19 protein-coding genes are annotated in these 24,782 nt (G+C 68.4%); 13 read left to right on the top strand and 6 right to left on the bottom strand.

Features of this window, described 5'->3' with window-relative positions:
• The first annotated feature begins 68 nt into the window (after positions 1 to 68).
• The 4 genes from D7Y11_RS23475 (at position 69) to D7Y11_RS23460 (ending at position 8,552) form a co-directional block, all read left to right on the top strand.
• A complete protein-coding gene (locus tag D7Y11_RS23475; protein ID WP_126934846.1) occupies positions 69 to 4,223 on the top strand; it encodes an MG2 domain-containing protein in 4,155 nt (1,384 codons plus the stop codon).
• A gap of 42 nt (positions 4,224 to 4,265) precedes the next feature.
• Positions 4,266 to 6,101 carry a hypothetical protein gene (locus D7Y11_RS23470; RefSeq protein ID WP_126934845.1) on the top strand — a complete coding sequence of 612 codons (1,836 nt, stop codon included), beginning with the start codon at positions 4,266 to 4,268 and terminating at the stop codon, positions 6,099 to 6,101.
• Between the two features lie 57 nt (positions 6,102 to 6,158).
• Positions 6,159 to 7,451, top strand: a complete 1,293-nt coding sequence (locus D7Y11_RS23465) for a hypothetical protein (protein WP_126934844.1) — start codon at positions 6,159 to 6,161, stop codon at positions 7,449 to 7,451.
• Between the two features lie 66 nt (positions 7,452 to 7,517).
• Complete coding sequence (locus tag D7Y11_RS23460; RefSeq protein WP_126934843.1) at positions 7,518 to 8,552, top strand: hypothetical protein; 1,035 nt, start codon at positions 7,518 to 7,520, stop codon at positions 8,550 to 8,552.
• Here the strand turns inward: D7Y11_RS23460 and D7Y11_RS23455 are convergent, their stop codons facing one another.
• The 3 genes from D7Y11_RS23455 to D7Y11_RS23445 form a co-directional block, all read right to left on the bottom strand.
• Positions 8,553 to 9,062, bottom strand: a complete 510-nt coding sequence (locus D7Y11_RS23455; protein ID WP_120578733.1) for a GNAT family N-acetyltransferase — start codon at positions 9,060 to 9,062, stop codon at positions 8,553 to 8,555.
• Positions 9,059 to 10,048, bottom strand: coding sequence for an alpha/beta hydrolase (locus D7Y11_RS23450; protein WP_120578734.1), 990 nt, complete (start codon positions 10,046 to 10,048; stop codon positions 9,059 to 9,061). The genes D7Y11_RS23455 and D7Y11_RS23450 overlap by 4 nt, the downstream gene beginning before the upstream one ends.
• Positions 10,049 to 10,150: 102 nt before the next feature.
• Positions 10,151 to 10,948 carry an endonuclease/exonuclease/phosphatase family protein gene (locus D7Y11_RS23445; protein WP_126934842.1) on the bottom strand — a complete coding sequence of 266 codons (798 nt, stop codon included), beginning with the start codon at positions 10,946 to 10,948 and terminating at the stop codon, positions 10,151 to 10,153.
• 236 nt (positions 10,949 to 11,184) lie between these two features.
• On the opposite strand from D7Y11_RS23445, the gene D7Y11_RS23440 reads away from it, so the two are divergent.
• Positions 11,185 to 11,730 carry a hypothetical protein gene (locus D7Y11_RS23440; protein WP_126934841.1) on the top strand — a complete coding sequence of 182 codons (546 nt, stop codon included), beginning with the start codon at positions 11,185 to 11,187 and terminating at the stop codon, positions 11,728 to 11,730.
• Positions 11,731 to 11,834: 104 nt separating this feature from the next.
• Positions 11,835 to 12,419: a DinB family protein gene (locus tag D7Y11_RS23435; protein WP_126934840.1), complete on the top strand. Its 585-nt coding sequence runs from the start codon at positions 11,835 to 11,837 to the stop codon at positions 12,417 to 12,419.
• Here the strand turns inward: D7Y11_RS23435 and D7Y11_RS23430 are convergent.
• Positions 12,378 to 12,767, bottom strand: a complete 390-nt coding sequence (locus D7Y11_RS23430; RefSeq protein WP_126934839.1) for a hypothetical protein — start codon at positions 12,765 to 12,767, stop codon at positions 12,378 to 12,380. The two genes, D7Y11_RS23435 and D7Y11_RS23430, sit on opposite strands and share 42 nt — an antisense overlap.
• Positions 12,768 to 13,199: 432 nt before the next feature.
• On the opposite strand from D7Y11_RS23430, the gene D7Y11_RS23425 reads away from it, so the two are divergent.
• From D7Y11_RS23425 to D7Y11_RS23400, 6 genes are all read left to right on the top strand, one after another.
• Complete coding sequence (locus D7Y11_RS23425; RefSeq protein ID WP_158641990.1) at positions 13,200 to 13,844, top strand: nuclease-related domain-containing protein; 645 nt, start codon at positions 13,200 to 13,202, stop codon at positions 13,842 to 13,844.
• 132 nt (positions 13,845 to 13,976) lie between these two features.
• Positions 13,977 to 16,181: an RCC1 repeat-containing protein gene (locus D7Y11_RS23420; RefSeq protein WP_121751363.1), complete on the top strand. Its 2,205-nt coding sequence runs from the start codon at positions 13,977 to 13,979 to the stop codon at positions 16,179 to 16,181.
• A gap of 38 nt (positions 16,182 to 16,219) precedes the next feature.
• Positions 16,220 to 18,433, top strand: coding sequence for an RCC1 repeat-containing protein (locus tag D7Y11_RS23415; RefSeq protein ID WP_121751364.1), 2,214 nt, complete (start codon positions 16,220 to 16,222; stop codon positions 18,431 to 18,433).
• A 63-nt stretch (positions 18,434 to 18,496) separates the two neighbouring features.
• Positions 18,497 to 18,826, top strand: coding sequence for a helix-turn-helix transcriptional regulator (locus D7Y11_RS23410; protein WP_126934837.1), 330 nt, complete (start codon positions 18,497 to 18,499; stop codon positions 18,824 to 18,826).
• Positions 18,823 to 21,273 carry an excinuclease ABC subunit UvrA gene (locus D7Y11_RS23405; RefSeq protein ID WP_126934836.1) on the top strand — a complete coding sequence of 817 codons (2,451 nt, stop codon included), beginning with the start codon at positions 18,823 to 18,825 and terminating at the stop codon, positions 21,271 to 21,273. Before D7Y11_RS23410 ends, D7Y11_RS23405 begins: the two co-directional genes overlap by 4 nt.
• 77 nt (positions 21,274 to 21,350) lie before the next feature.
• Complete coding sequence (locus D7Y11_RS23400; RefSeq protein ID WP_126934835.1) at positions 21,351 to 22,103, top strand: bifunctional 2-polyprenyl-6-hydroxyphenol methylase/3-demethylubiquinol 3-O-methyltransferase UbiG; 753 nt, start codon at positions 21,351 to 21,353, stop codon at positions 22,101 to 22,103.
• Here the strand turns inward: D7Y11_RS23400 and D7Y11_RS23395 are convergent.
• Positions 22,090 to 22,668, bottom strand: coding sequence for a hypothetical protein (locus tag D7Y11_RS23395; protein ID WP_121751366.1), 579 nt, complete (start codon positions 22,666 to 22,668; stop codon positions 22,090 to 22,092). The two genes, D7Y11_RS23400 and D7Y11_RS23395, sit on opposite strands and share 14 nt — an antisense overlap.
• 86 nt (positions 22,669 to 22,754) lie before the next feature.
• On the opposite strand from D7Y11_RS23395, the gene D7Y11_RS23390 reads away from it, so the two are divergent.
• Positions 22,755 to 23,258 (top strand): hypothetical protein, encoded by a 504-nt coding sequence (locus tag D7Y11_RS23390; protein WP_126934834.1) that lies wholly within the window; start codon positions 22,755 to 22,757, stop codon positions 23,256 to 23,258.
• A 156-nt stretch (positions 23,259 to 23,414) separates the two neighbouring features.
• Here the strand turns inward: D7Y11_RS23390 and D7Y11_RS23380 are convergent, their stop codons facing one another.
• Positions 23,415 to 24,563 carry a serine/threonine-protein kinase gene (locus D7Y11_RS23380; RefSeq protein ID WP_158641989.1) on the bottom strand — a complete coding sequence of 383 codons (1,149 nt, stop codon included), beginning with the start codon at positions 24,561 to 24,563 and terminating at the stop codon, positions 23,415 to 23,417.
• Positions 24,564 to 24,782 lie beyond the last annotated feature (219 nt).

Raw genomic sequence — 24,782 nt, 5'->3', positions numbered from 1 at the left:
GCGAAGTCCTCCAGGACCTCCTGGGGGAGGGCTAGAACTTCTGGCGTGCCTGGCCGTTGAATGCCGCCATGGCCCACTTCGTCCCGTTTGCCCTGCGCGCGCTCCTGCCGCTGGGAGTCGCAGCCGTCTTCGTGACGTTATCGCCCCAGGTCCTCGCGGCCCGGGCGACCTCACGCTCCCTGGGGGGCGAAAACCGCTACCTGACCCATGTCACCACCGACAAGCCGCTCTACCGCCCCGGGGAGCAGGTGCTGGTGCGGGGCCTGGTGCTGGACGCCCTGAACCGCAAGCCGTACGCGGGCTCACTCCATGCGCAGGTGGAGGTGCGCGGGCCCAAGGGGGACGTCGTCACCACCAGCACGGCTTCCACGGCGGACTCCGTCTGGGGCTACGCCTGGCCCATCCCCGCTGGCCAGGCCGGCGGCGAGTACACCCTGCGCGTCACCTATCCGTGGACGGGCGCGGCCCCCGCGGAGCGGAAGTTCGACGTGCGCGCCTACCGGGCCCCCCGGCTCAAGTCCCAGATTGAGTTCCTCCGGGACGGCTACGGGCCGGGCGACACCGTCACCGCCACGCTGGACGTGAAGCGCGCGGAGGGCGGCGTGCCCGCGGGCGCGAAGGTGACGGCCAACGCGCTCGTGGATGGCGCCAGCGTGGCGCAGGTGCCGTGCACGGTGGACGCGAAGGGGCGCTGCACGGTGAGCTTCCCGCTGCCCGCCGCCATGGAGCGCGGCGAGGGCACGCTGGCCTTCACCATCCAGGACGGCGGCGTGGTGGAGTCCGCCGCGAAGACGATCCCCATCCTCCTCCAGACGCTGGACCTGGCCATGTACCCGGAGGGCGGCGACCTGGTGGCGGGGCTCGCCTCGCGCGTCTACTTCGAGGCGCGCACGCCCGCGCGCAAGCCGGCGGACCTGATGGGCCGGATCGTGGAGGTAGAGAGCGGCAAGGTCGTCGCCCGCGTGAGCTCCGAGCACGAGGGCCGTGGCCGCTTCGAGCTGACCCCGCAGGCGGGGGTGCGGTACGCGCTGCGCATCGACTCGCCTTCAGGCATCCGGAAGAGCTTCCCGTTGCCGGAGGTGAAGCCAAGGGGCGCCGTCATCCGCGTGCGCGACGACGTGGTTCCCGCGGGCAAGCTGGTGCAGCTCGTCGTGGGCCTGACCAACGTCGGCCGCGCGACGGTGACGCTGAGCCAGCGCGAGGTGCGCGTCGCCTCCGCGGTGCTGGACGACGTGAAGGGCGGGCCGGTGACGTTGAACCCCGGCGAGGCGGACGGCGTGCTCGTCGCCACGGTGTGGGACCACGACGGGCGGCCCCTCGCGGAGCGGCTGGTGTTCCGCCAGCCCTCGAAGGAGCTGTCGGTGGAGCTGAAGGCGGACCGCACGCGCTACGTGCCCGGTGGCCCCGTGCAGCTCACGGCCCGGACGACGCGCGGCGGTCAGCCGGTCTCCGCGCTGGTGATGCTCACCGTGACGGATGACGCGGTGCTGGAGCTCCAGGAGAAGCGCGACCAGGCGCCGCAGCTCCCGGTCATGGTGCTGCTGGAGCCGGAGGTGAAGGAGCTGGCCGACGCGCAGCTCTACCTCGACGCGAAGAATCCGAAGTCCAGGCTGGCGGTGGACCTGCTGCTGGGGACGCAGGGCTGGCGGCGCTTCGCGCTGACCGACACGAAGGCCTTCCTCGCCCGGCACGGTGACGCGGCGATGCGCGTGCTCGCGGTGCGCTGGCCGCCGGAGCCCGTCCGCAAGCCCCGGCCGTCCGCCATCGCCAAGGCCGGACGCGGCGCCGCCGTGGGGGGCATGCCGCGAATGAAAGAGCCCCTGATGGACCGGAACGTCGTGGACGAGGATGTCGCCTTCGCCGGCGAGGCCGAGGGCGCGGCCGTCCCCCAGATGGCCCCCGTCGCCGCGGCGGCTCCGCCTCCCATGCCCCCGGCGGAGGCGGCCGCGGAAGTGGAGGAACCGGCCCCCGTGTTCAAGGCGGCGAAGGAGGAAGAGGCGCCAATGGAGCGCAGGAGGAGCCTTCGCGCGAAGCGAGACTTCAACGCCGACGACAAGCAGGTCATCCAGGGGCAGCTGATCTACCTCCGCGAGTTCGCGCACACCGCGCGGCCAAACCGCAAGTCGGGAGACCGGGTCGACTTCGCGGAGACGCTCTACTGGAACGCCGGGGTGCGCACGGATGCCCGCACCGGCGAGGCGCGGGTGTCCTTCGCGATGAGCGACTCGGTGACGACGTTCAAGGCGTTCGCGGGAGCGGTGGGCGGTGACGGCGCGCTCGGTTCGGCGGTGGCGGAGCTGGAGTCCGTGCAGCCGTTCTACGCGGAGCCCAAGCTGCCGCTGGAGGTGACGTCGGGAGACGTGGTGCGGCTGCCGGTGGCGCTGGTGAACGGGACGGAGGCGCGGCTTTCGGGCGCGGGGGTGAAGGTGGAGCTGAAGGGAGACGTGAAGGTCTCCGGCGGCCCCACGCTGGACCTGGCCTCGCAGGCGCGCGGCCGGCAGCTCTTCTCCCTGGAGATTGGCCAGGAAGCCAAGCCGGTGGACGTGAAGCTCACGGCGAGCGCGGGCGAGTTCACGGACGTCGTCACCCGCACGCTGTCCATCAAGCCCCGGGGCTTCCCGGGCCGCGTGTCCTACGGCGGGCTGGTGTCCGCGAAGGCACCGGCGACGCATCAGGTGGTGCTGCCCAAGAGCCTGGTGCCCGGCACCGTGCGGACGTCCATCGCCGTGTACCCGGGCCCGCTGGCCAACATGACGGAGTCGCTGGCCCGCCTCATCCAGGAGCCCTCCGGCTGCTTCGAGCAGACCAGCTCCACGACGTACCCCATGACGATGGCGCAGCAGTACTTCCAGACGCACACCGGCGTGAACCCGGAGCTGGTGGCGAGCGCGAAAGAGAAGCTGGAGCGCGGCTACCAGCGGCTGGTGGGCTACGAGACGTCCGAGAAGGGCTACGAGTGGTTCGGGCAGAACCCCGGCCATGAGGCGCTGACCGCGTTCGGCCTGCTGCACTTCACGGACATGCGCCAGGTGCGCGACGTGGACACCGCGATGATGGAGCGCACGCGCGAGTGGCTGCTCCAGCAGCGGGACGGCCAGGGCGGCTTCAATCGCAAGCGCCGCGCGCTGCACGTGTGGGTGGAGGACCCGGACACGTCGAACGCATACATCGTCTGGACGCTGCTGGAGAGCGCGGGCCAGCCGGCCTCGCAGGCGAAGGAGCTGTCGCGCGAGGTGGCCTCGGTGAAGGCCGCGGCGGCGAAGAGCACCAACAGCTACGTGGTGGCCCTGGCGGCCAACGTGCTGGCGCTCGCCGGTGACACCGCCGAGGCCCGGAAGCTGATGGGCCGGCTCGCCTCCGCGCAGGGGAAGGAAGGCGTGGTGGACGGCGCGACGCAGTCCATCGTGGGCAGCTCCGGCGAGACGCTGAACATCGAGACCACCGCGCTGGCGACGCTGGCGTGGATGCGCGACCCCGCCTACGTGGGCAACGTGGAGCGCGCGATGAAGTTCCTCGCGGAGTCCAGCGACGGTGGCCGCTACGGCGCGACGCAGAGCACGGTGCTCGCGCTGCGCGCCATCATCGCCTACGACAAGGCGCGCGCGTCCAAGCTCACCCCGGGGCTGGTGCGCGTCTACGTGGATGGCCGTCCGGTGGGCGAGCCGGTGCGCTTCGACGGCTCCTCCCAGGAAGCCCTCAAGCTGCCCGACGTGAGCGCGCTGCTGGGCACGGGCGAGCGCCGAGTGGAGCTGCGGATGGAGGGAGGCGCGGAGCTGCCGTACTCGGTGGAGGTCACCTACAACATGCTGACGCCGGACAGCTCCAAGGACACGGCCGTGACGCTGGAGGTGGCGCTGGCGAAGACGGCCCTCACCGAGGGTGAGCCCACGGAGGCGCGGGTGGTGGTGGCCAACCGCACGGGCCAGAAGCTGCCCACGGCGGTGGCCATCTTCGGCGTGCCGGGCGGACTGGAAGTGCGCCACGACCAGCTCAAGGAGCTGGTGAAGCGGCAGGTGGTGGATGCGTACGAGGTGCTCGGGCGCGACGTCGTCCTGTACTGGCGTGGCATGGAGCCGAACAAGCGCATCGACGTGCCGCTGTCCCTGGTGGCCGCGGTGCCCGGCACCTACACGGGCCCGTCCAGCCGCGCGTACCTGTACTACGCGGACGAGCACAAGGTGTGGAGCGAGGGCGTGAAGGTCTCCATCGCACCGAAGCCGTAGCCGGACCGAATCGACCGGGCCTCCGACCAGGGACCGGTGGGCATGACGTATAGGCAGGTACACCCGTACCTGCTCCCGTCCATGACCCACCGGCCCCAGCCCTCCCGTCCTCCCCAGTGCCGGCGAGCCCTCTTCGTCGCGCTCGCCCTCATCCTCCCGCTCACCACCGCTTGTGGTGACGAGGAGCCCATCCAGAAGCCCGGCCCCGTCGAACCCCAGGCAGATGCGGGCGGTCAGGATGCGTCCACCGTGACGACGCCCGACGCCTCGTGTGCCGGCGCCACCTGCGATGCGGGGGGCATCGTCGAATCCCCCGACGCGGGCCCCGCGGATGGCGGTGTAACGGATGCCGGCACGGCGGATGCCGGCGCTCCGGATGCCGGCCCGGACGTGCCCCTGCCCCTGCCTGTCGACCTGAGCGCCCCGTCCGAGCTGCTCGTGCGCGGCGACGACTTCGCGGTCTTGCGCGTCGGCGTCGAGCGGCACGAGGGCTTCACCGGTCCCGTCACCCTTTCCATCCGTGGCCTGCCCTCCGAGTTCTTCGTGGCCGACCGGAATGTGTCGGAGGGCACGAGCGCGGCGGCGCTGGTCGTGAGTGTGTCCGGGCGCGTCGGGCCGGGGACCCGCCTTGACGCCACGCTGGTGGCCACCGCGGAGGGCCGGTCCACCTCGCGTCCGTTGCGGATGCTGGTCGCGGGCCCCTCCTTCACGCTGGACCCCACCTTCCCCGTGGTGCCCCTGGGCTGGGCGGATGGGTCGCGGTTCCTCGATGTATCGCCGGACGGCAAGCTGCTCACGGCCTATCCCATCGCCAACGCCTCCTGGCCGAGCGCCCAGGGCTTCGTGCTCGAGCGCCACCATGCGGACGGCATCCCGGACCTGACGTTCGGGATGCTCGGGTCGGCGACGCACACGCGTCCGGCGGTGTCTCGCATGCTCGCGTTCAAGGCCCTGCCTACGGGAGGAAGCCTCGTGGCGGGCACCGCCGCCGACTGCCACGACGGCGACAACGCGACCCCCTGCACCTTCCTCGTCTCGCGCCACCTCGCCACGGGCATGCTCGATACGAGCTTCGGGGACGAGGGCGTCGTTTCGACGCGGTTCAATGCCGCGCCCCGCTCCCTGGTGAAGCTCCTCGCGGACGAGGCGGGCCGGGTGTCGGTGGCCCTGACGTACTACGACTACGACCTGACCCAAAGCGGACCCTACGTCTACGCCGTGCAACGGTGGGAAGCGGATGGCAGGCCTGTCGCGGGGTTCGGGACGGAGGGGCGGGCAACGTACGCGCTCCCGGCCTATGAACAGCGCTTCAACAACCTACGCGAGGCCCTCCAGACGAAGGACGGAACCGTGGTCATCGCCGTCTCGCTCTTCGACAGTGGCAGCCCGGGCAACCACGGACTGGGGTTCGTCCGCATGGACGGCAAGACCGGGCAGGCCAGGTGGTCGGTGGAAAGCAGCCCCAATCTCCATCGGAACGTCGCCACGGACGGGCACGGCCGGTTCGTCTCACTCCTCAACACGTATGCCCCCGGTTATGACCTCCTCGTGCAGTGGTACGACGAGACCGGCACGCGCATCTACTTCGGCACGGGAAGCACCACGATGCCGCCGCGCCAGCTCGCCATCGGCTCGGCCAATGAGTTGTTCTTCGATGACGCAGGCACGCCCTACACGGTGGGACAGATTGAGGGGGGTGGAGGGCTGGCGGTGGTGCGCTTCACCCGGCACGGGCCGGTGGACCCGGGGTTTGGCACCAACGGCATCCTCCGGTTGGACGTCCGGCTGAACTCCGTGTCTGGCTTCATCCGTGAGCCCAATGGCTGTCTGCTCGCGAAGACGGTGCCGGAGCCGGGACTGGTCCGCTTCTGGCCGTGACGTGACAGCCTCTCTCTACGATAGAACGGGGGCTTCTTCCCGCGCCGCACCCTTGAGATGACCCAGCCCGATACCTCCGTCATGGCCCTGCTGGCCCGAGTCTACGACTCCCGCAACAGCCACTTCGATGCGGAGGGCCGCTACAGCCATCGGATCCCCTCCACCTTCACGGAGGCGGAGCATCAGCAACTGAGGGACACCGGGCTGGTGCCCAATGTCTTCATCCAGTGGGGTCATGACGAGGTCATCACCCGGTTGCGCAAGTCCGCCGCGGCGTGCGACCTGCGTCCCGCGGCGGATGCGTTCGTGGCCTCGATGGGGTCCGCCGACCTCGCCTGGTTGACCGTGCTGCCCGCCGCTGTCCTCGGGCGCGCCATGCCGGTCCACGCCGAGGACCCCATGGGCGGCGGCAGCTGCCGTGTCTGCTTCTTCAAGGCGGACGTCATCGACACCACCCAGGCCGCGTACTTCCGTCACCTGGAGGGCGCGGGCTGGGGTGACGCCCAACCGGCCGACGGCGTCCTCGCACTGAACGCCGCCATCGCCAGTCCACCGTCCGCCTGGCCGAAGCCCACGCCGCGAGACGTCTGGGTGTTCCACCAGGTGCTCGACCTGCTGCGCGGCCTTCCCTCCACGGCACGCTACAGCCAGGCGCGCACCGCGCTCCACAAGGCCGGACTCCTGAGCGCCAGCCGTCCCTCGCGCTGCGGGACCGTGCTGGAAGCGCTCGCGTTCATCGGCATCCTGCAGACGCCCGAGCACCCGGGCCTGATGACCCGCTTCACGACCGCCATCGAGCGCGACCAGCGCCCATCGGTCCGCGTGGAGGTGCCAGCACCGCTGGCGTGGTGGTCGGCGAAGGAGGGCCTCCAGGAGACGCTGGTGGCCACGCTGTTCGGCCATCTCGAGCGACCGAAGGCGGAGCCCACCCCGCCACCACCAGCGCCTACCGCGCGCCGCAAGACGGACAGCCCGGCCGGCGCCCGGCCCAAGTCCATCCCCGGCCCGCCAGCCCCGGGCAGCGTGTATGCCATTCGCTTCCGCGAGGACCTGTGGGGTGCCGCCTATTGCCATGAGGTGCGCACCGACGGCCGGGGCCGGATGGAGTTCCTCGACCTGCTCTCCCCCACTCCGCCCACGGCGGACCAGCTGACAGTCATCGGCTTCCGGGACCGCCTGAATGGCGAGCGCTGGCAGACCTGGTGCAGCGGTCTCGACAAGACTCCTGGGGTCAAACGCATCGCGATGGATGTCCCCGCCCCCGCGCACGGCCAGCCCGTGCCGGAGCGCATCCCCCACGGCGGCGCCCGCGACCTGCAGCACTTGGCCGGGTGGAACTTCAGATTCTGAGCGCGTTTCCCGCGCAACTTCCGCGCGCGGTCCGGGTTCATGGGGGCTTTCCTGGAGGAATTCCCCATGAAGCGAAGCGGAACGACGCAGTTCATCTGGGCGTGCGCGCTGTGGGCCCTGGGCACCGCCGGCTGTGGAAACCCGGAGGACACGCTCGACTCCAGTGATGGCGTGACCTGGGGAACGTCCCAGGCGGCCCTCACCGTGTACGAGCAGGCCGCGCTGGATACGGCCAACAACGCGGCGGGCTGCAAACCGCTCGGGAACTTCTACTGGGAGATTGGCAACGGGTCCGGGCTGCTCTACGGCCTCACGAAGGGCAGCGGCGTCACGGCCACGACGGTGATGCCCATCGCGTCCGCGAGCAAGTGGTTGTACGCAGGGGCCTACGTGCAGTCCAAGGGCTACGCGAACCTGACCTCGGACGACAAGAAGCGGCTCAACTTCACCAGCGGATACATCGACGAGAACACCACCCTGTGTGACGCCGCCGGGACGACCGTCTCCGCGTGCTACGGGCCGTCCTTCAAGGACGTCACCTATCGCCCGCTCCAGAACGGCCGCTTCTTCTACAACGGCGGGCACATGCAGAAGCTGGCCCTGGATGACATCGGCGCGCGCAAGGGCACCGGCCTCCTGAGCGTCATGGATTGGCTCAATCCCTTGCTGGGCACCACCTTCCCGGAGTCCGACAGCGACGTCGCCGTGGCTGGAGGTTTTTCCGGCAGCGCGGCGCAGTACCGCGTCTTCCTGCTGAAGATGATCAACACCCAGTACGCGCTGTCCTCCAAGCTGACCGTGGACTCCGTCCCCGCCTGGTCCGGAGGACCCAACGTGGCCTACACGCCGTGGTCCGCCGCGGGCGAGGCGTACTACGGGCTCGGGCACTGGATTGAAGGAGAGACCGTCGGCAGCTCCTGGACCGTGACGGGCCACTCGTCGGCGGGGGCGTTCGGCTTCTATCCCTGGGTGAACGCGGCCAGGACCCGGTACATGGTCCTGGCTCGCAGCCGTCAGCTCGGCAACGAGGAGGGCGAGAAGTCACGCGCCTGTGCCCAGACCGTCCGCAAGGCGTACGAGACGGGCGTGGCACAACCGTGATCAGGGCATCCTGTCCTTGCGCATGAACACCCGCCGGCTCTCGTCGAGCCCCCGTGCAAGATGCTCGGCCCGGATGACCTCCAGGGCCGGCGTCAGGGTCTCGACGACCCGGAAGCCCAGCCGCGCGTAGTAGGGCGCGTTCCACGGCACGTCGCGGAAGGTGGAGAGCAACAGGGCGGGCCATGCCGGCTCGAGGGCCGAAATCAGCGCGGCGCCCAACCGCCGTCCGGCATGGGTCGGCAGAACGTCCAGTTGCTCGATGTAACCGCAACCCTCCACGGGTCGCGCCATCAGGAATGCGACCGGACGCCCATCCTCCCCTTCCGCGACGGTCAGCCCGCCCGTGGCGATGCGGGCCGCGAGCGTGGCCGAGTCGGTGGGTTCATCCTCCACCAGGGCCGCGAGGTCCGTGCCCAGGAAACGGCGCGCGGAGAGGCGCTCGATTTCGCGCACACGCGCGATCTCGTCGAGGCGGGCGGGGCGCAGGCGCGCAGAGGGATGCACACTCATGGGACAGGCAGTGTGCCCCCGCTCGCAACACCGCGGGCGAACATCCGTCCCAGCCACGCGTCGCGCGTCGAAATGCAGGCGCGCGCCACGTCAGACTGGGGGGCGATGTCGTAGAAGCCATGGAAGGCTCCGCCCCAGACGTGCAGTTCGCACTCGCCGCCGGCATCAAGGATGCCGCGCGCATATGCGACGGCTTCATCCCGGAACGTCTCCCCTGCCGCGACGTCGATGAAGGTCGGCGGCAGCCCCCGCAGGTCCGTGGCGCGCGCGGGCGCTGAATAGGGAGACACGTCCGGGCCCCCACAGCGCTCGCCCAGCACCGCGCGCCAGGCCGTCAGATTGCTGGTGCGGTCCCAGACTCCGACGCCGTCATACCGACGGGCGGATTCCGTCTCGTTGCGGTCATCCAGCATCGGGCATTGCAGCAGTTGACCCAACAGCTTCGGGCCGTGCCGATCCCGGGCCAGGAGCGTGGTTCCGGCCGCGAGCCCGCCACCGCCGCTCCCGCCGAAGATGACCAACTGCTTCGGATCAAACCGCAGCCGGTCGGCGTTCGCAGCCATCCAGAGCAGCCCGGCGTAACAGTCCTCCACCAGGGTCGGCGCCGGATGCTCGGGCGCCAGCCGGTACTCGACCGTCACGCAGACCGCGTCATGACGGAGCGCCCAGTCCACGAGCGGCTTCGCTCCCGCGAAGCGGGTCCCCATCACCATCCCGCCGCCATGGATGAAATAGACGGCAGGCCCCGGAACCGAGTGGCCCTGCCGGGCAATGACCGAGACCGTGATCTCTGCGCCCTGATAACCGGGGATGCTGTAATCGACGCAGTGGACCTTCGCGTCGCCAATCAGGTCCTCCCGGGCCACGCGGCTCAAGCCACGGAAGTGCTCCAGCTGCGCCAGCGTCATCTGCCGGGGCACATACCCCTCCAGCGCGGGCAGGAGGGCGGCCAGCTGTGGGTCGAATTCAATGGGGTGAGCGCTCATCCTCGGAGAGGATCAAGCCTCGGCGCTCGCGTCAAATGATCTCTGCGTCGGAACGCTGGGCGGAGAGGCTGAGGTTGCTCGTCTTGTTCACGAGGAGCCGCCTCACGCGTCGCTGAAGCTCGCGGTCAGGGCGTGGTGATCGGAGGCCGTGCCCACGTCCACCACATGAGCAGCGAGCAGCCGCTGGGCCAGCGTGGGCGACGCGAAGACGAAGTCCGTGCGGAAGTCGATGACCTCCCCCTCGCGTTGGCGCCGGGCGGTGGCCCACTGGGAAGAGCCCGGCTTGAGGCGCAGTGTGTCCAACCAGCCGAAGCCCTCCAGGTCGTCGACGACGTCGAAGCGTGGCGGGTGGCCATACTTGTCCACCCTGGCGCGGCGGACGCGGTCGGCCAGGTCCACCGGGTAGGGATCCGCGCGCGACAACGAGTTGAGGTCCCCAGCCAGGATGAAGGAGCGCTCACCGAAGCCCGAGGGCTCGATCAAGGAGCGCAGGTAGCGAGCCTCCACGAAGCGCAGGGTCTCAGCATGGGAGTCGAAATGGGCCGCGAAGAGGGTCAGCGGCTCCGCGCCCGTCTCCAGCTCGCACTCGAGGAGGCAGTGGCCGATGAAGTGGGTATTGGCGTGGGCGCGAACCGAACGCAGGGGCAAGCGGCTCGCGACGGCCACGTGGTAGCGGCTGCCGCTGGGACGGGGACGCGCGATGCCCAGTCTCACATGGGCGTCGGTGGCGGGGAGGTTGAGCGCGGCGGCGACCTGACGGAGCCGCTCGCCGTCCTCCCACCCCAGGCACTCCTGCAGCACGAGCACGTCCGGGCGCTCACGGGCGATGAGGGCCAGGAGCAGCGGCATTCGCTCCTCGCCTCCCATCAGGATGTTGAGCGTCATCACCTTCAGCGGCATGCCGGACAGACTATCGCTACGGGCATCATGCGAATACGGCTCCGTCTGGGATACTCCGGAAGGAGGTAGAACCGGACCACCCCGCCGCGACCCCAGACAGCGACACACAGCAGCGCGTCACAAGGCATCACGGCATGGTGGCAACTTCAGTTCCAACACGGATATGTGCCGCTCGTCACCCGAATCGCCTTCGAGCGGGAGTTCAGAGTCCCCGTTCCTCCTGGAGGTACACGCCGATGACCGCCGCACGTTGGAAGGACCCGGGAGCGGTGGGACTCGGCGCACTGCTGTTGGGCCTGCTCGTCGCGCCGTGGGTCTATGTCGTCGGATTCAATGCACTCTTCGCGTTTCCGACACCCTTCGCCTTGCTGGTGGCCCCCCTGTTGCTCGTAGCGACGCTGGACCTCGGACTCGAAGCGTTCGCGCGTCTTCATGGGCTCACGTGGCTCCGGCGACTGGGAGCGACGCTGTCGGTGGGGGGCCTGCTCACGATCCTCTGGGTGTTATCAGGCTTCACGCTGATGGCTGGCTCCGAGCGGCTGGGGTTGCTGGCGACTGTCTGGCTCGGGGCGTCACTGACCTGTGTCGTCATCTCAATGGCGATGGGCGTTGCCGGCCCTGCGGTGCTCCTCCGTTCGCGCCTGGACTCACCACTGAGGCGGCGGGCCGCGCTGGCCGTGGCGTTGCTGCTGTTCTGTGGACTCTCCGCACTCTGCCTTCACTACCTGTTGACCCCCGCGAGCTTCATCGGCGGTCCGCCTTCGCCGGTTCCCATCGGATGAAGAACTCCGCGGGCCACCTCCCCTTCGGCCCGCTTCTCCATGACCCCGCCGATGGAGCCCAGCTGGGTCTTGAGGCACGTGCTCCGCCATGGAAGGCTCGATGGATGGAACCCCAGGAGAGCGGCGGCCTTCGAAGCGTGTTGCTGACCCAGCTGGATACAGCCTGGGCACTCACCCAATACCATCTCAACGGGCTCACCACGCAGGAGTGCCTACTCCGGCCCGCGCGCAAGGGCCTGCACGTGGAGCAAGGCACGGACGGCGTCTGGAACGCGGAGTGGCCGGAGTCGGAGGGCTATGACATCGGGCCCGCGTCCATCGCCTGGCTGACCTGGCACATGGGCTTCTGGTGGTCGATGGTGCATGACCACTCGTTTGGTACCGGTTCGCTGAAGCGCGAGGACGTGCACTGGCCCGGAACCGCCGAGGGCGTGCAGGCATGGATCACACGCCTGCACGACCAGTGGCGAAGCGCCGTCATGGGACTGGACGACTCCGAACTGCATGCGTCGAAGCGCACCCGGTGGCCGCTGGAGAACAGGCCCTTCGCGGACATCGTCGCGTGGGTGAACCTGGAGCTGATGAAGAACGCGGCGGAGTTGGGCTACGCGCGCTTCGTCCTGGCCGTGGCGGACAGGGTAGACGAATCAGACGTCGCCGCTGACGGTTCCCACGAGACGGACGTCTAGCGCATTCGGCTCACTGCACGTCGCGTCGATGCTGACCCGCCAGTGGGGAACGTCCGAGTGGATGATGAACGTTCCTTTCCACGCGGAGCAGGAGGTCGGGTTACCGCCGGAATAAACCTTGATTTGCGGATTCGGCAACGTCAAGAGCTGCCCAATCGGCGGCAGAGGGCGTTCGATGAAGACTTGCACGGATCGGCCGGCCATCACGGGACAGGTCCCCGTCGTCATTGGCGGAGCAATAAAGAAGGTGAAAATCTTCTGGTCGCAGGTCGAAGGCGCCACACAATAGTTTTCCTTGTCTCTCTTTTCATCAAAGTCATAGGTCTGACCCGAGATGGCGGGGCTCATGAATGACCAGGCACAAGTGGGCTGCGCGAGACGGCAGCAAGCCGTGGCGCCACCGGGACAATCCGTCGTGAAGCAGCCCACCGGATTGCTTTCCGAGCCTCCAGCACAAGCGCCAAGGCTGAACGCATCCCTGCCGGAGCGGCTGCACGAGAATAGGTGCGCGCCGTCGCAGAAGGTCCTGCCGGGCTCGCAGACAACCGGGCCCACGAGGCTGTCGGAAGCGGTGACAAGGGACTCCGGAGGCATCTGGGGTCCCAGGGCCCCTTCATCCCCCAGACAGGCAGTGACGAGAGACAGGAAGACACACAATGAAACGACGACAAGGGAGCGCGTTGGCATGGCGGGACAAATAGGCCTCCGCACCCTCTCCGGTGAATCCCTCCGGAGGGGTATGCTCAGTCCGGCTCAACCAAGGCCATGCGTGGGGGTGTCATGCCGAAGCAACACAACGGAGTGGATGATCCGAACGCCGCGGGGTACTCCGTCCGCCGGCCAGGAGAGAGCGCACGAGAGAAGCAGAACGCGCTCGCGAAGGCCGCGCCCATCAAGACCTTCTTCACGCGGCTCTTCGGAATGCACACCGATGAGCGGGCCTGGGGGCGCGGCGCCGAAGGCGAGGAACGCGTAGGCCGGCTGCTCGAACCCCTACGAGCGCAGGGCTGGTTCATCCAGCACGACGTCAGGATTGGCCAGAACGGCGCGAACGTGGATCACCTCGTAATTGGCCCGCCGGGCGTCTACGTCATCAACACCAAGTTCCTCCGCCAGAAGGTGTGGGTCGGCGGAGACGTCATCAAGGTCGGCGGATCCAACAAGGACTACGTGAGGAAGGGCGAAGCAGAGGCCAAGCGGGTCCGAGAGAAGCTGCTCGCGGCGACGCGACGCCGTTCGCTCTGGGTCCAAAGCCTGCTGGTCTTCGTGGACGCGGAGCTCGTGGTGAGGGAGCCACCGAGGAACGTCCCGGTGCTCGGAGATCACGAACTGGTTACGGCCCTGCTCGCCCAGGAAGTCACGTTGGGGCGGGACGAAGTCATGGCGCTCGCCAGGGCCGCCCAGCAGATGGCGACCTGGGGCTGAGCCCCATGTGATGACGCATTGCGCGCCGACTCTCTCGCATCAGCGGGGGTTCCAGCGCCTCTCTCCCCCAAACCTATCCGTCTTTCTTGAACTGTCGTAATAGCCGACAGGCAGGCATTCAAGGAGACAGGGATGAATCACCGTGCAGGCTGTTGGCTGCCCATGCTGTTGGGGCTGGGTTTGTTCATGGGTTGCGGACAACCCCCACCCGAGTCAGACGAGACGGCGGTGGCGTCGTCCACCTCTGCCATCAAGCGTTCCAGTCCACGCGCGCGGGTCGCGGCAGGCTTCCGGCACTCCCTGGTCATCCGGCCGGACGGCACTGTCTGGTCAGCGGGCCGCAACAGCGACGGGCAATTGGGGGACGACACGCTCACGGATCGCACCACGCCCGTGAAGGTGCAGGGTCTGACGGGCGCGGTGTCCGTCAGCGCGGGCTACTACCATTCCGTGGCGCTGATCACGGGCGGCACCGTGTGGACCTGGGGCGACAACTCGGCGGGGCAGCTGGGGGACGGCACCTCTACGTTCCGGAAGGTGCCCACCCAGGTAGCAGGGCTCAGCGGAGTCACTTCCGTGGGTGCTGGCTTCGCGCACACCGTGGCCGTGAAGCCGGACGGGACGGTCTGGGCGTGGGGTGACAACGCGTACTGCCAGTTGGGCGACGGCACGACGACTGATCGCGCCACGCCCGTGAAGGTGCAGGGGCTGACCGGCGTCGTCGCGGTCGTGGGCGGATACAACCACTCGCTGGCCGTGCGTTCCGACGGCACCCTCTGGGCCTGGGGCAGCAACGCCTATGGAGTGCTGGGGGACGGCTCTGGCCAGACGCAGTGCGCCCCCGTGCAGGTGCCGGGCATGACGGGAGTCGTCGCGATGGCCTCGGGCTACCGCGTCTCCGCGGCCGTGAGGTCGAACGGCACGGTCTGGGCCTGGGGAGACATTGGCCTGGGCGGCGCTACCCCGGTGCAGGTGCCGGGGCTCACGGGCATCACCGACGTGAGCGCCTCCATCCACGTGCTCGCACAGCGCTCGGACGGCACCATCTGGACCTGGGGCACCAACGGCAATGGCCAGTTGGGCATCGGCAACAAGACGACCGTGGACGTCTCCGCGCCCGTCCAGGTCCAGGGGCTCACGGGCGTCGTCGCCACGGCGGCGGCCGCCCATCACTCGCTGGCCCTGCGCTCTGACGGTTCGGTGTGGGCCTGGGGTGGCAACCTCTCCGGCGAGCTGGGCAATGGCGCGGTGGTCCGGCACTACGTACCGCAGCCGGTGCAGGGGCTGGGGACGGCCCTGGCCGTGGCGGGAGGCAGGCATCACTCAGTGGCGGTACGCGCCGACGGGACGGTGTGGTCCTGGGGTGGCAACTGGAACGGCCAGTTGGGCGACGGCACCACCACGCGGCGTGCGCTCCCTGCGGCCGTGCCGGGAATGACTGAGGTGCTGACGGTCGTTGCGAACGAGGCCACCACTCTTGCGCTGCGCGCCAACGGTACGGTCTGGGGATGGGGCGTCAACAGCAGCTTCCAGTTAGGGGATGGCACGTCCACTGACCGCCTCACCCCCGTCCAGGCGCAGGGAATCGAGGGCATCACCGCCGTCGCGCTCGGCGGCACCCACGCTCTGGCGCTGAAGCATGACGGCACCGTCTGGGCCTGGGGCCGCAACGACTACGGGCAGTTGGGGGATGGGACGACGGTGAGCCATGCGACCGCTTTTCAGGTCCCGGGGCTGACGGGCGTGATTGCCGTCGCGGCGGGCGATGACCACTCGCTGGCGCTGACGTACGACGGCATCGTCTTGTCCTGGGGTGGAAACTGGCTGGGCCAGTTGGGCGACGGCACCTTCACCGACCGGTACACCCCCGCGCAGGGCCCGGGACTGACCGACGCGGTCTCCGTGGTCGCGGGCCCCTACCGCTCGTTCGCGCTCAGTGCCAACGGCACAGCTCTGAGCTGGGGCGCCAACGGCTACGGCGAGTTGATGCGCCCCTATCGCTCCCCCATCATGGGCGCCCTGCCCTTCAATGGACTGACCACGCTGGCGGCAGCGCCGTACGTATCGCTCGCTGCGGACTTCACCGGCGCGGTGTGGACCGCCGGGGACAACAGCTGGGGCCAGTGGGGCAACGACACCGTTGAGATTTACGACGACACGCCCGTGCAAGTGACGAGCCTGTCGGACGGCGTCATCGCGGCGGCAGGTGGCAACTACCACATGCTGGTCATCCGCATGGACGGCACGGTGTGGACCTGGGGCCGTAATTCCGACGGCCAGCTGGGCGACGGGACATCCCTGGACGCGCTCGTGCCGCTGCGCTCGCAGTTCTACTGAGCCGTTCAATTTCTCACACGCAAAACAAGGATGTATCAATGACAATCACGAGTTCCCTCTGGGGACAGCGTCTGGCCGGAGTCTGGCTCGGGCTGTGCCTGTTCGCTGGCTGCGGGCAACCGCAACCGGACGCCGCCGCTCCCGAATCCGCAACAACCTCCGCTGGCATCAAACGCACCAGCCCGCGCACCCGGCTGGCTGCGGGCCTGGACCATTCGCTGGCGATCCGTCCGGACGGCACCGTCTGGACGGCTGGAATAAATGAAACCGGCCAACTGGGAGATGGCACGCGCGTAAATCGCTCCTCGCCAGTGCAGGCGGTGGGGCTGTCGGGCGTCGTGTCCGTCGCGGGCGGGGCATACCACTCACTGGCGGTGCGCTCGGACGGCACCGTCTGGGCCTGGGGCTCCAACGGCTTTGGCCAGCTGGGCAACGGCACCCACAACAGCCGCACCGCGCCCGCGCAGGTACCAGGAATGAGCGGGGTCTCCTCCGTCGCTGCGGGCTGGTACTTCAGCCTTGCCGTGAAGTCTGACGGCACGGTGTGGGCCTGGGGGGAAAACACCGAATGCGAGCTGGGCGACGGAACCACGACCCATCGACTCATCCCCACCCAGGTGCCCGGTCTCACCAATGTAGTCGCCGTGCTCGCCAGGAGCGACTACTCCCTGGCGCTGCGCTCCGATGGCACCATTTGGGCCTGGGGTGACAACTTCAGTGGCCAGTTGGGGGATGGGACGGAAGTCCAGCGATGCAGCCCGGTGCAGGTGCAAGGACTGTCGGGCATCACGGCCGCGGCGGCGGGCCCCCACGGAGCGCTCGCGGTGAAGTCGAATGGCACCGTCTGGGCATGGGGATCCGTCGGCCACACTTGGTCTCTCACGCCAAAGCAGGTCCCGGACCTCACGGGCATCATCGACGTCAGCGCTTACGACCACGTGCTCGCGCAACGCTCCGATGGCACCGTCTGGGCATGGGGCTCCAACGGCTCCGGCCAGTTGGGAAATGGCAACAAGGTGTCCACCTCCAAGCCCATCCAGGTCCCAGGGCTGACGGGCGTCGTCGCCACGGCGGCTGGCGACGGCCATTCTTTGGCCATGCGCTCCGACGGTTCGGTCTGGGCATGGGGTGGCAACATGTATGGACAGTTGGCCAACGGCGCGATTCCTCGTCACCTCGTCCCCGAGCAAGTACCCAATCTCATGGGCGTGGTGGCCGTGGCGGCTGGCCCACAGTATTCCCTGGCTGTCCTCTATGACGGGACCGTGTGGGCGTGGGGGGATAATGACTACGGCCAGTTGGGCGACGGCACCACCACGCGGCGCGCGATTCCCGCAGCGGTGCCCGGGCATACAGGAGTCATTGCGGTAACGGCGGAGAACAATGCCTCCATGACACTTCACTCGGACGGAACAGTCTGGGCCTGGGGCTCCAACAGCTTTGGCCAGCTGGGCAACGGCACCAACACCGACCGCATGACGCCTGGACAGGTACCCGGGCTGACGTCCGTGAGCGCTGTCGCCATGGGAGGTGGCTTCGCCCTGGCGCTGAAATACGACGGTACCGTCTGGGCCTGGGGCATCAACATATCGGGCGAATTGGGCGATGGAACCACCCAGTCGCGTCGGGTTCCCACTCAGGTCCAAGGCTTGACGGGTATCACGGCTATTTCGGCGGGTTCCAGCCATTCGCTCGCGGTGCGCTACGATGGCACCGTCTGGGCGTGGGGGGAGAATCGCTTCGGCCAGTTGGGCGACGGGACCAAAATCGATCGTTCAACGCCTGTCCAGGTCCCGGGCATCATCGATGCAGTATCCGTATCTGCGGGTCGACTCCATTCTCTCGCGGTGCGCTCGGACGGCACGGGCTTGGGGTGGGGACATAGTGGCTACGGACAAGCGCTGGGATGGGAACCCATCTACGAGTCAGGACTGGAGCCCATTGCAATCCGCGACCTGAGCACCGTCGTCGCGGACTTCGACATCAGCCTAGCAACGGATTTCACAGGCGGGGTGTGGGTCGGCGGGCGCAACGACTGGGGTCAGCTCGGGAATGACGCCTACAGCTCGGATGAACCGGTGCGTATCGACGCATTGGAAGGCGGCCTCACCGCAGCAGACACCAGCGGTGATCACCTGGTCGTGGTCCGCCCGGACGGCACTGTCTGGACGTGGGGCCGCAACTCCGACGGCGAGCTGGGCAACGGGACGTTCCTCGACATGCACTCGCCCGTGCGCTCGCAGTTGTTCTGACGCATCCCCGGCGACCCGCGCTGCATGCTTGACTATCCATAAGCCTCAACTTATGCGTCGCGCATGCAGCGCGTGGCCGTGGCCGAGAACAAGATCTTCCAGGCACTGGCGGACCCGAACCGCCGGGCGATTCTCGTGTCACTCACGCGTGGCGAAGCGGCGGTGAAGGACCTCACGGCGCGATTCGACATCTCGCAGCCCGCGGTCTCCCAGCACCTCTCTGCCTTGAAGGGCGCGGGCCTGGTGAAGGGCCGGCGTGAAGGGCGTTGCACCTACTACCGGGTGGATCCACGCGGAATGAAGCCGCTCATCGACTGGATCGCGCACTACCGCGCGTTCTGGTCGGAGCACGTCGACCGCCTCGAACAACTGCTGGAGAAAATGGACCCATGACCTCCTCCGACAAGACCGCCGCTCAGCGCCGTTCGAGCCCCGCGGACAGCCATGACCTCATCCGCGTCCAGGGCGCTCGCGAGAACAACCTGAAGGACGTCAGCGTGGAGCTGCCCAAGCGGCGGCTCACCGTCTTCACGGGCGTCTCCGGCTCCGGCAAGTCGTCGCTCGTCTTCGGCACCATCGCCGCGGAGTCCCAGCGGTTGATCAACGAAACCTACAGCGCGTTCGTCCAGGGCTTCATGCCCACGCTGGGCCGCCCCGAGGTCGACGTCCTGGAAGGACTCACGACCGCCATCATCGTCGACCAGGAGCGCATGGGCGCGAACTCCCGCTCGACGGTCGGCACCGCGACGGACGCCAACGCCATGCTGCGCGTGCTGTTCAGCCGCCTGGGCAAGCCTTACATCGGTTCGTCCAACGCCTTCTCCTTCAACGTCCCGTCGGTCCGCGCCACAGGCGAGATGACCGTCGAGAAGGGCGAGGGCAGCAAGACCGAGAAGAAGGTCTTCAACGTCACTGGCGGCATGTGTCCGAAGTGCGAGGGCATGGGGCAGGTCAGCGACATCGACCTGACCCAGCTGTATGACGACAGCAAGTCGCTCAACGAGGGCGCCCTCACCATCCCCGGCTACAACGTGGACGGCTGGCTCGTGCGCATCTTCGGGGCCTCGGGCTTCATCGACCCGGACAAGCCGATCCGCAAGTACACCAAGCAGGAGCTTCACGACTTCCTCTACAAGGAACAGACCAAGGTGAAGGTCGACAAGATGAACCTCACCTACGAGGGGCTCATCCTGCGGATCCAGAAGTCGTTCCTGTCCAAGGACGTGGACGCCATGCAGCCGCACATCCGTGCGTTCGTGGAGCGCGCGGTCACGTTCACCTCCTGCCCTGAATGCAAGGGCACCCGGCTCAGCGCGCCCGCCCGGTCCTCCAAGATCAAGGGCATCAACATCGCCGACGCCTGCGCGATGCAGATCAGCGACCTGGCCGAGTGGGTGCGCGGCCTGGACTCGCCATCCGTCGCCCCGCTGCTGGCGTCGCTGCGGCACACGCTCGAATCGTTCGTGGAGATCGGCCTGGGTTACCTCAGCCTCGACCGGCCCGCCGGCACGCTGTCGGGCGGTGAGGCGCAGCGCACCAAGATGATCCGCCACCTCGGGTCCTCGCTCACGGACGTGACCTACGTCTTCGACGAGCCGACGGTCGGACTGCACCCGCACGACATCCAGCGGATGAACGAACTGCTGCTGCGGCTGCGCGACAAGGGCAACACCGTGCTCGTGGTCGAGCACAAGCCGGAGATGATCGCGATCGCAGACCACGTCGTCGACCTGGGCCCCGGAGCCGGCACCGCTGGCGGCGAGGTGGTCTTCGAAGGCACCGTCGAGGCGCTGCGCGCGAGCGACACGCTCACCGGGCGCCACCTGAGCGACCGGGTCGCCCTGAAGTCGTCCGTGCGCAAGCCGTCTGGCGTGCTGAAGGTGCGCGGCGCCGGCACACACAACCTGAAGAAGGTCGACGTCGACATCCCGCTCGGCGTGCTGGTGGTGGTGACCGGCGTGGCGGGGTCCGGCAAGAGTTCGCTGATCCACGGCTCGGTGGGCAACCGGGACGGGGTGGTGTCCATCGACCAGGCTCCGATTCGCGGCTCGCGGCGGAGCAACCCGGCGACGTACACCGACCTGCTGGAGCCGATCCGCAAGGCGTTCGCGAAGGCCAACGGCGTGAAGCCCGCCCTGTTCAGCGCCAACTCCGAAGGCGCCTGCCCGACCTGCAATGGCGCCGGTGTCATCTACACCGACCTGGCGATGATGGCCGGCGTCACCACGGTCTGCGAGGACTGCGAAGGCCGGCGGTTCCAGGCGTCGGTGCTGGAGTACAAGCTCGGAGGGCTCAACATCGCCCAGGTGCTCGACCTGCCCGTGAAGGACGCGGTCGCCTTCTTCGGCTCCGGCAAGGCGCAGACGCCGGCCGCGTCCGCCATTCTTCAGCGCATGGCCGACGTGGGCCTCAGCTACCTCCGGCTCGGCCAGCCACTCACCACGCTGTCGGGTGGCGAGCGGCAGCGCCTCAAGCTCGCGACGCACATGGGGGACGAAGGCGGCGTCTACGTGCTCGATGAGCCGACCACCGGTCTGCATCTGGCCGACCTCGAGCAGCTGCTCGGGCTGTTGGACCGGCTGGTCGACTCCGGGAAGTCCGTCATCGTGATCGAGCACAACCAGGCGGTGATGGCGCACGCGGACTGGATCATCGACCTGGGGCCGGGCGCGGGCCACGACGGCGGACGCATCGTGTTCGAAGGCACCCCGGCCGACCTGGTGGCGGCGAAGTCGACGCTGACCGGCAAGCACCTGGCGGAATTCGTCAGTGGCGCTGCGAAGGCTGCCTCGGGGAAGGCACCCGAGCCGGCCCGGGCTCGTTCCCAGAAGAAGTCTTAGCAAGACGGGTCTCCGAGCCCCCCGCGCGACGGAATGGTAGCCTCTCCCCGGCAGTCGTCCTGACACCGGGGAGAATCATGGCAATCACGATGTCACCGCAGGAGTACGCCACGGCGTTCCGCATTCTCGCGGCGTCCGCAAGGCATCCAACGAACCTCCACCAGATCGTCACGGAGAGACTGCTCCCAGGTCTCTCCAAGCACCCCACCCTGCTGGACGTCGGAGCGGGGGCGGGCAAGGTCGCGGAACGGCTCGCGCCGCACTTCGACTCGCTCACCCTGCTCGAACCCCACCCCGAGCAGAGCTCCGGCTTCCATCATGAGAAGGCGACGGTCATCCCTGTCCCCCTGGAGCGGTACGCTTCCAATAACAGATATGACCTCGTCGTCTGCTCGCACGTCCTGTATCACGTCCCTGTGTCTGAATGGGGCGGCTTCATTGACAGACTGCTCGGCTTCGTGCGGCCCGGCGGCAGTTGTCTGATTGTGATGGCCGCCGCCCGCGGGCCGACCCATGCGATGTGCCGTGAGTTCTCCGACTCCCTGCATTTCAGCGAGGAGGTCGTCGCCGAGTTGCAGCGGAAGCACCTACCCCACGAGGCGATCCCGACGATGAGCGGGTTCGCCGCGCAGACCTTCGAGGAGATGTACACGCTCTGCCGCTTCCTCGTGCTGGAGGGGTGTTACACGGCCGCGCAGCTGGCGGTCCTGAACCCGGACGAGGCGGGAAGGCTCGATGCGCGAATCCGTGCGCATGCCGAGCGTTGCCAGCAGCCTGACGGAACGTACCGGCTGGAACAGGATGAGGATGTGATCCTCATCTCCCGGTAGCCGTCACGCCCACCCTGGAGGCGACGTCTTCCAGGACGTCGCGGGGAAGCTTCAAGGCCTGGCTGAACTCCGCCTTCAGGGCATCAGGCACCGGAGGCTCGCGCGCGTCGAGCGCCGCGAGCACCCGCTCCGCCCACGCGAGGAACGCAAGCCCCTGCCGCGCCAGGGATTGGGCGAAGGGAAGAAACGCCACTTCGACCCGGGGCGAGAGGGGTTTCTCCGAGGCGCTCCGGTCCTCCATGCTCAAGACGTCCCCCTGGCGCCAGAGCCGCATGTGTGACTCTTCCCAGGGGTTGGCGCCCGCCTCCGCCGCGCCATCGAGCAGCGCCTTCAGCGCGAAGAACCAGCTCCAGGTCATCCAGAACTCGTCCACCGAGCCGTCATCGCTGAAGGGGTGGCCGCCCACGTCGATGAAGAATCCGCCCTGGAAGCTGCAACAGGTCACGGACGGGCGACGGAGGTACATGTCCACCGCTTCGGCCTCCAGCCCCTCCAGGGACTGAAGCGGCACCCAGTCCGGACCGATGAGTACGCGGAACTCCGCATGGAAGGGTGAGGGAGCCATGGGGAAGAGCGTAACGCATCCCCTTGCATGGACAGTGTCTGGAGGGGAACCGGGGTGATGGCGGGTCTCCCGCGTATCCTGGCGCGATGAACGCCCTTGCCCTGCTCGCCCTGATGGTCCCAGCCGCGTCGCCTGACTATGACGGCTCGCCGCAACCCTGGTTCACGGTGGGCCCGCTGCTGAGCGTGAGCCGCCGCCAGGAGGACACCACCTGGGGCGTGGGCCTGGAGTCCACGCTCAACGTGGCGATGCACAACAACAGCATGAGATCCTTCAGGTCGGGCGCCGTGGGCGTCTTTGGACAGGGGCAGTGGATGGACGGCGACCATGCGCGGCTGTGTGGCGGCGTCCAGGGCACCTTCCTGCTCTTCGGGCTTGAGGCGGGCGTGGCCCACGAAACGGGGACGGCGGCCCACCGGCCCACGACGTCGCTCCACGTGGCGCCCTTCCTCGGCTTCGTCTACGGCTCCGTGGGCCTCCGCTTCAACGTCCCCTTCCAGGACGGACGGGACCTGTCGGGCCGCCTCCCGTATGGCCGGGAGATTGGCCTCACGCTGACCCTCAAGAAGCCCTTCTCCCCCATGCTCTGATCGTGCCCCCATGAAGCCCGAACCCATTGTCCCTGTGGGGCCCGGGGCGTCCGTGTCGAGCTGATGGACCTGGACGAGGTGTATCCGGACGTCCTGGTGGAATGGGGGCTCAAGCCCGCCGAGCCAGGCCTCTCCCCGCCCGAGCCCGTGGGGGAGTCAGGCATGCTGTTCGCGAGCTACGTGGACGTGCCCGGCCTGCGCACCCAGCTGTTCGATGAGGCGCGACGACAGGGGGCCCAGGTCGCCGCCTCCCAGCTGCGGGTGCGGATCACCCGCCCCGGGCAGACCTTCCCGGATTGGACCTGGGATGTGCTCTGGGCACGGCGGGACTGAGGACCACCACGGTCGCAGGTGCTCCAGCACGGCGCAGAGCACGTCCGCCTGCGCGAATCGCTCCGAGGGGTCCTCCGCGAGACAGCACGCGATGACGGCGGCGAAGCCCGGATTGATTCCAGGGATCCACTCCGTCAACAGCGCCGCCGGGCCACGCCGCGCCGGAGGCAACCGGCCCGTGCACAGCTCGAACAACAGCAACCCCAGCGCGTGGAGGTCACTCCGCGGGGTCGCGGACTCGCCCATGCGGATCTCCGGCGCCAGGTAGCGCGGCGTCCCCACCACCTCCCGCACCACTCGAGGCGCCGTGACTCCGCGCCCCACGAACGTCGCGAGCCCGAAATCGATCAGCTTCACCGTGCCGTCAGGTTTCAGGATGGCGTTGCCGGGCTTGAGGTCGCGGTGCAGCACCCCACCCTGGTGCGCGGCGCGCAGCCCTGACGCGAGCCCCTCCGCGATGTCGAGCACCCGCTGCCATGGCAGTGGCGTCCGCAGCTCCGCCAGGCTCTTTCCGTCCACGTACTCGTAGACGAGGTACGGCCGCCCGTCGAACTCACCCGCGCCATACATGGTCACCACGTTCGGGTGCTGGATCCGTGCGATGGCGCGCGCCTCGGTGGCGAAGCTCGCGAGCATTCCCGCATCCGGCTGGAGCGCGACACACACCTTCAGCGCCACCCGTCGCTCCCCCGTCGCATCCCGCGCCAGGTAGACGGCCCCCATGCCGCCCCGCCCCAACAACCGCTCCAACCGGAACCCGTCCAGAACCTCCGGCGGCGTCCAGGTGGCGCCTGTCACGCAAGGTCGACGCGAACAGCGCCCTCCTCCCTCCAGCGGCTGGGTCTCCGGCGGCAGGGCATCTCCATGCGCGAGCGTCACCAGCAGCGCCCGGCACGCGGTGCAACGAGCCGCATGATGATGCGCCAGGACGTTCGCCGTCACCGGCAGCCGGCCCTCGAACAGGGCAACCACGTCCTCATCGCATAGGCAATTGGACGGCAATCTCATCCCCCCCTCGAAACAGCCAGCAGCAGCCTCGCATGTAACGTTCATGTTCCGGATCCGTAAGCGTTCAGGGGGCTGGGCGACCGCGAGCGTGAGCTGGATTCAGGTTCCGGGCAGCAGCGATGGTGCGGGAGCGCCGTGGAGATGGGCTTCAAGGGACGCAGTGAGAGCGTCAAGCACGTTGCG

The organism is Corallococcus sp. AB018, assembly GCF_003986945.1.
Classification (GTDB): Bacteria; Myxococcota; Myxococcia; order Myxococcales; family Myxococcaceae; genus Corallococcus; species Corallococcus exiguus.
Note: the sequence above shows the minus strand (reverse complement) of the source record. Positions and strands in the feature narration are given on the sequence as shown.

Coding starts and splice junctions, on each gene's coding strand:
- D7Y11_RS23390 (WP_126934834.1), top strand. CDS start 22,755: ATGAACGCCCTTGCCCTGCTCGCCCTGATGGTCCCAGCCGCGTCGCCT.
- D7Y11_RS23450 (WP_120578734.1), bottom strand. CDS start 10,048: ATGAGCGCTCACCCCATTGAATTCGACCCACAGCTGGCCGCCCTCCTG.
- D7Y11_RS23415 (WP_121751364.1), top strand. CDS start 16,220: ATGACAATCACGAGTTCCCTCTGGGGACAGCGTCTGGCCGGAGTCTGG.
- D7Y11_RS23475 (WP_126934846.1), top strand. CDS start 69: ATGGCCCACTTCGTCCCGTTTGCCCTGCGCGCGCTCCTGCCGCTGGGA.
- D7Y11_RS23430 (WP_126934839.1), bottom strand. CDS start 12,767: ATGAGCCCCGCCATCTCGGGTCAGACCTATGACTTTGATGAAAAGAGA.
- D7Y11_RS23420 (WP_121751363.1), top strand. CDS start 13,977: ATGAATCACCGTGCAGGCTGTTGGCTGCCCATGCTGTTGGGGCTGGGT.
- D7Y11_RS23400 (WP_126934835.1), top strand. CDS start 21,351: ATGGCAATCACGATGTCACCGCAGGAGTACGCCACGGCGTTCCGCATT.
- D7Y11_RS23470 (WP_126934845.1), top strand. CDS start 4,266: ATGACGTATAGGCAGGTACACCCGTACCTGCTCCCGTCCATGACCCAC.
- D7Y11_RS23410 (WP_126934837.1), top strand. CDS start 18,497: ATGCAGCGCGTGGCCGTGGCCGAGAACAAGATCTTCCAGGCACTGGCG.
- D7Y11_RS23405 (WP_126934836.1), top strand. CDS start 18,823: ATGACCTCCTCCGACAAGACCGCCGCTCAGCGCCGTTCGAGCCCCGCG.
- D7Y11_RS23445 (WP_126934842.1), bottom strand. CDS start 10,948: ATGCCGCTGAAGGTGATGACGCTCAACATCCTGATGGGAGGCGAGGAG.
- D7Y11_RS23395 (WP_121751366.1), bottom strand. CDS start 22,668: ATGGCTCCCTCACCCTTCCATGCGGAGTTCCGCGTACTCATCGGTCCG.
- D7Y11_RS23465 (WP_126934844.1), top strand. CDS start 6,159: ATGACCCAGCCCGATACCTCCGTCATGGCCCTGCTGGCCCGAGTCTAC.
- D7Y11_RS23435 (WP_126934840.1), top strand. CDS start 11,835: ATGGAACCCCAGGAGAGCGGCGGCCTTCGAAGCGTGTTGCTGACCCAG.
- D7Y11_RS23425 (WP_158641990.1), top strand. CDS start 13,200: ATGCCGAAGCAACACAACGGAGTGGATGATCCGAACGCCGCGGGGTAC.
- D7Y11_RS23455 (WP_120578733.1), bottom strand. CDS start 9,062: ATGAGTGTGCATCCCTCTGCGCGCCTGCGCCCCGCCCGCCTCGACGAG.
- D7Y11_RS23460 (WP_126934843.1), top strand. CDS start 7,518: ATGAAGCGAAGCGGAACGACGCAGTTCATCTGGGCGTGCGCGCTGTGG.
- D7Y11_RS23440 (WP_126934841.1), top strand. CDS start 11,185: ATGACCGCCGCACGTTGGAAGGACCCGGGAGCGGTGGGACTCGGCGCA.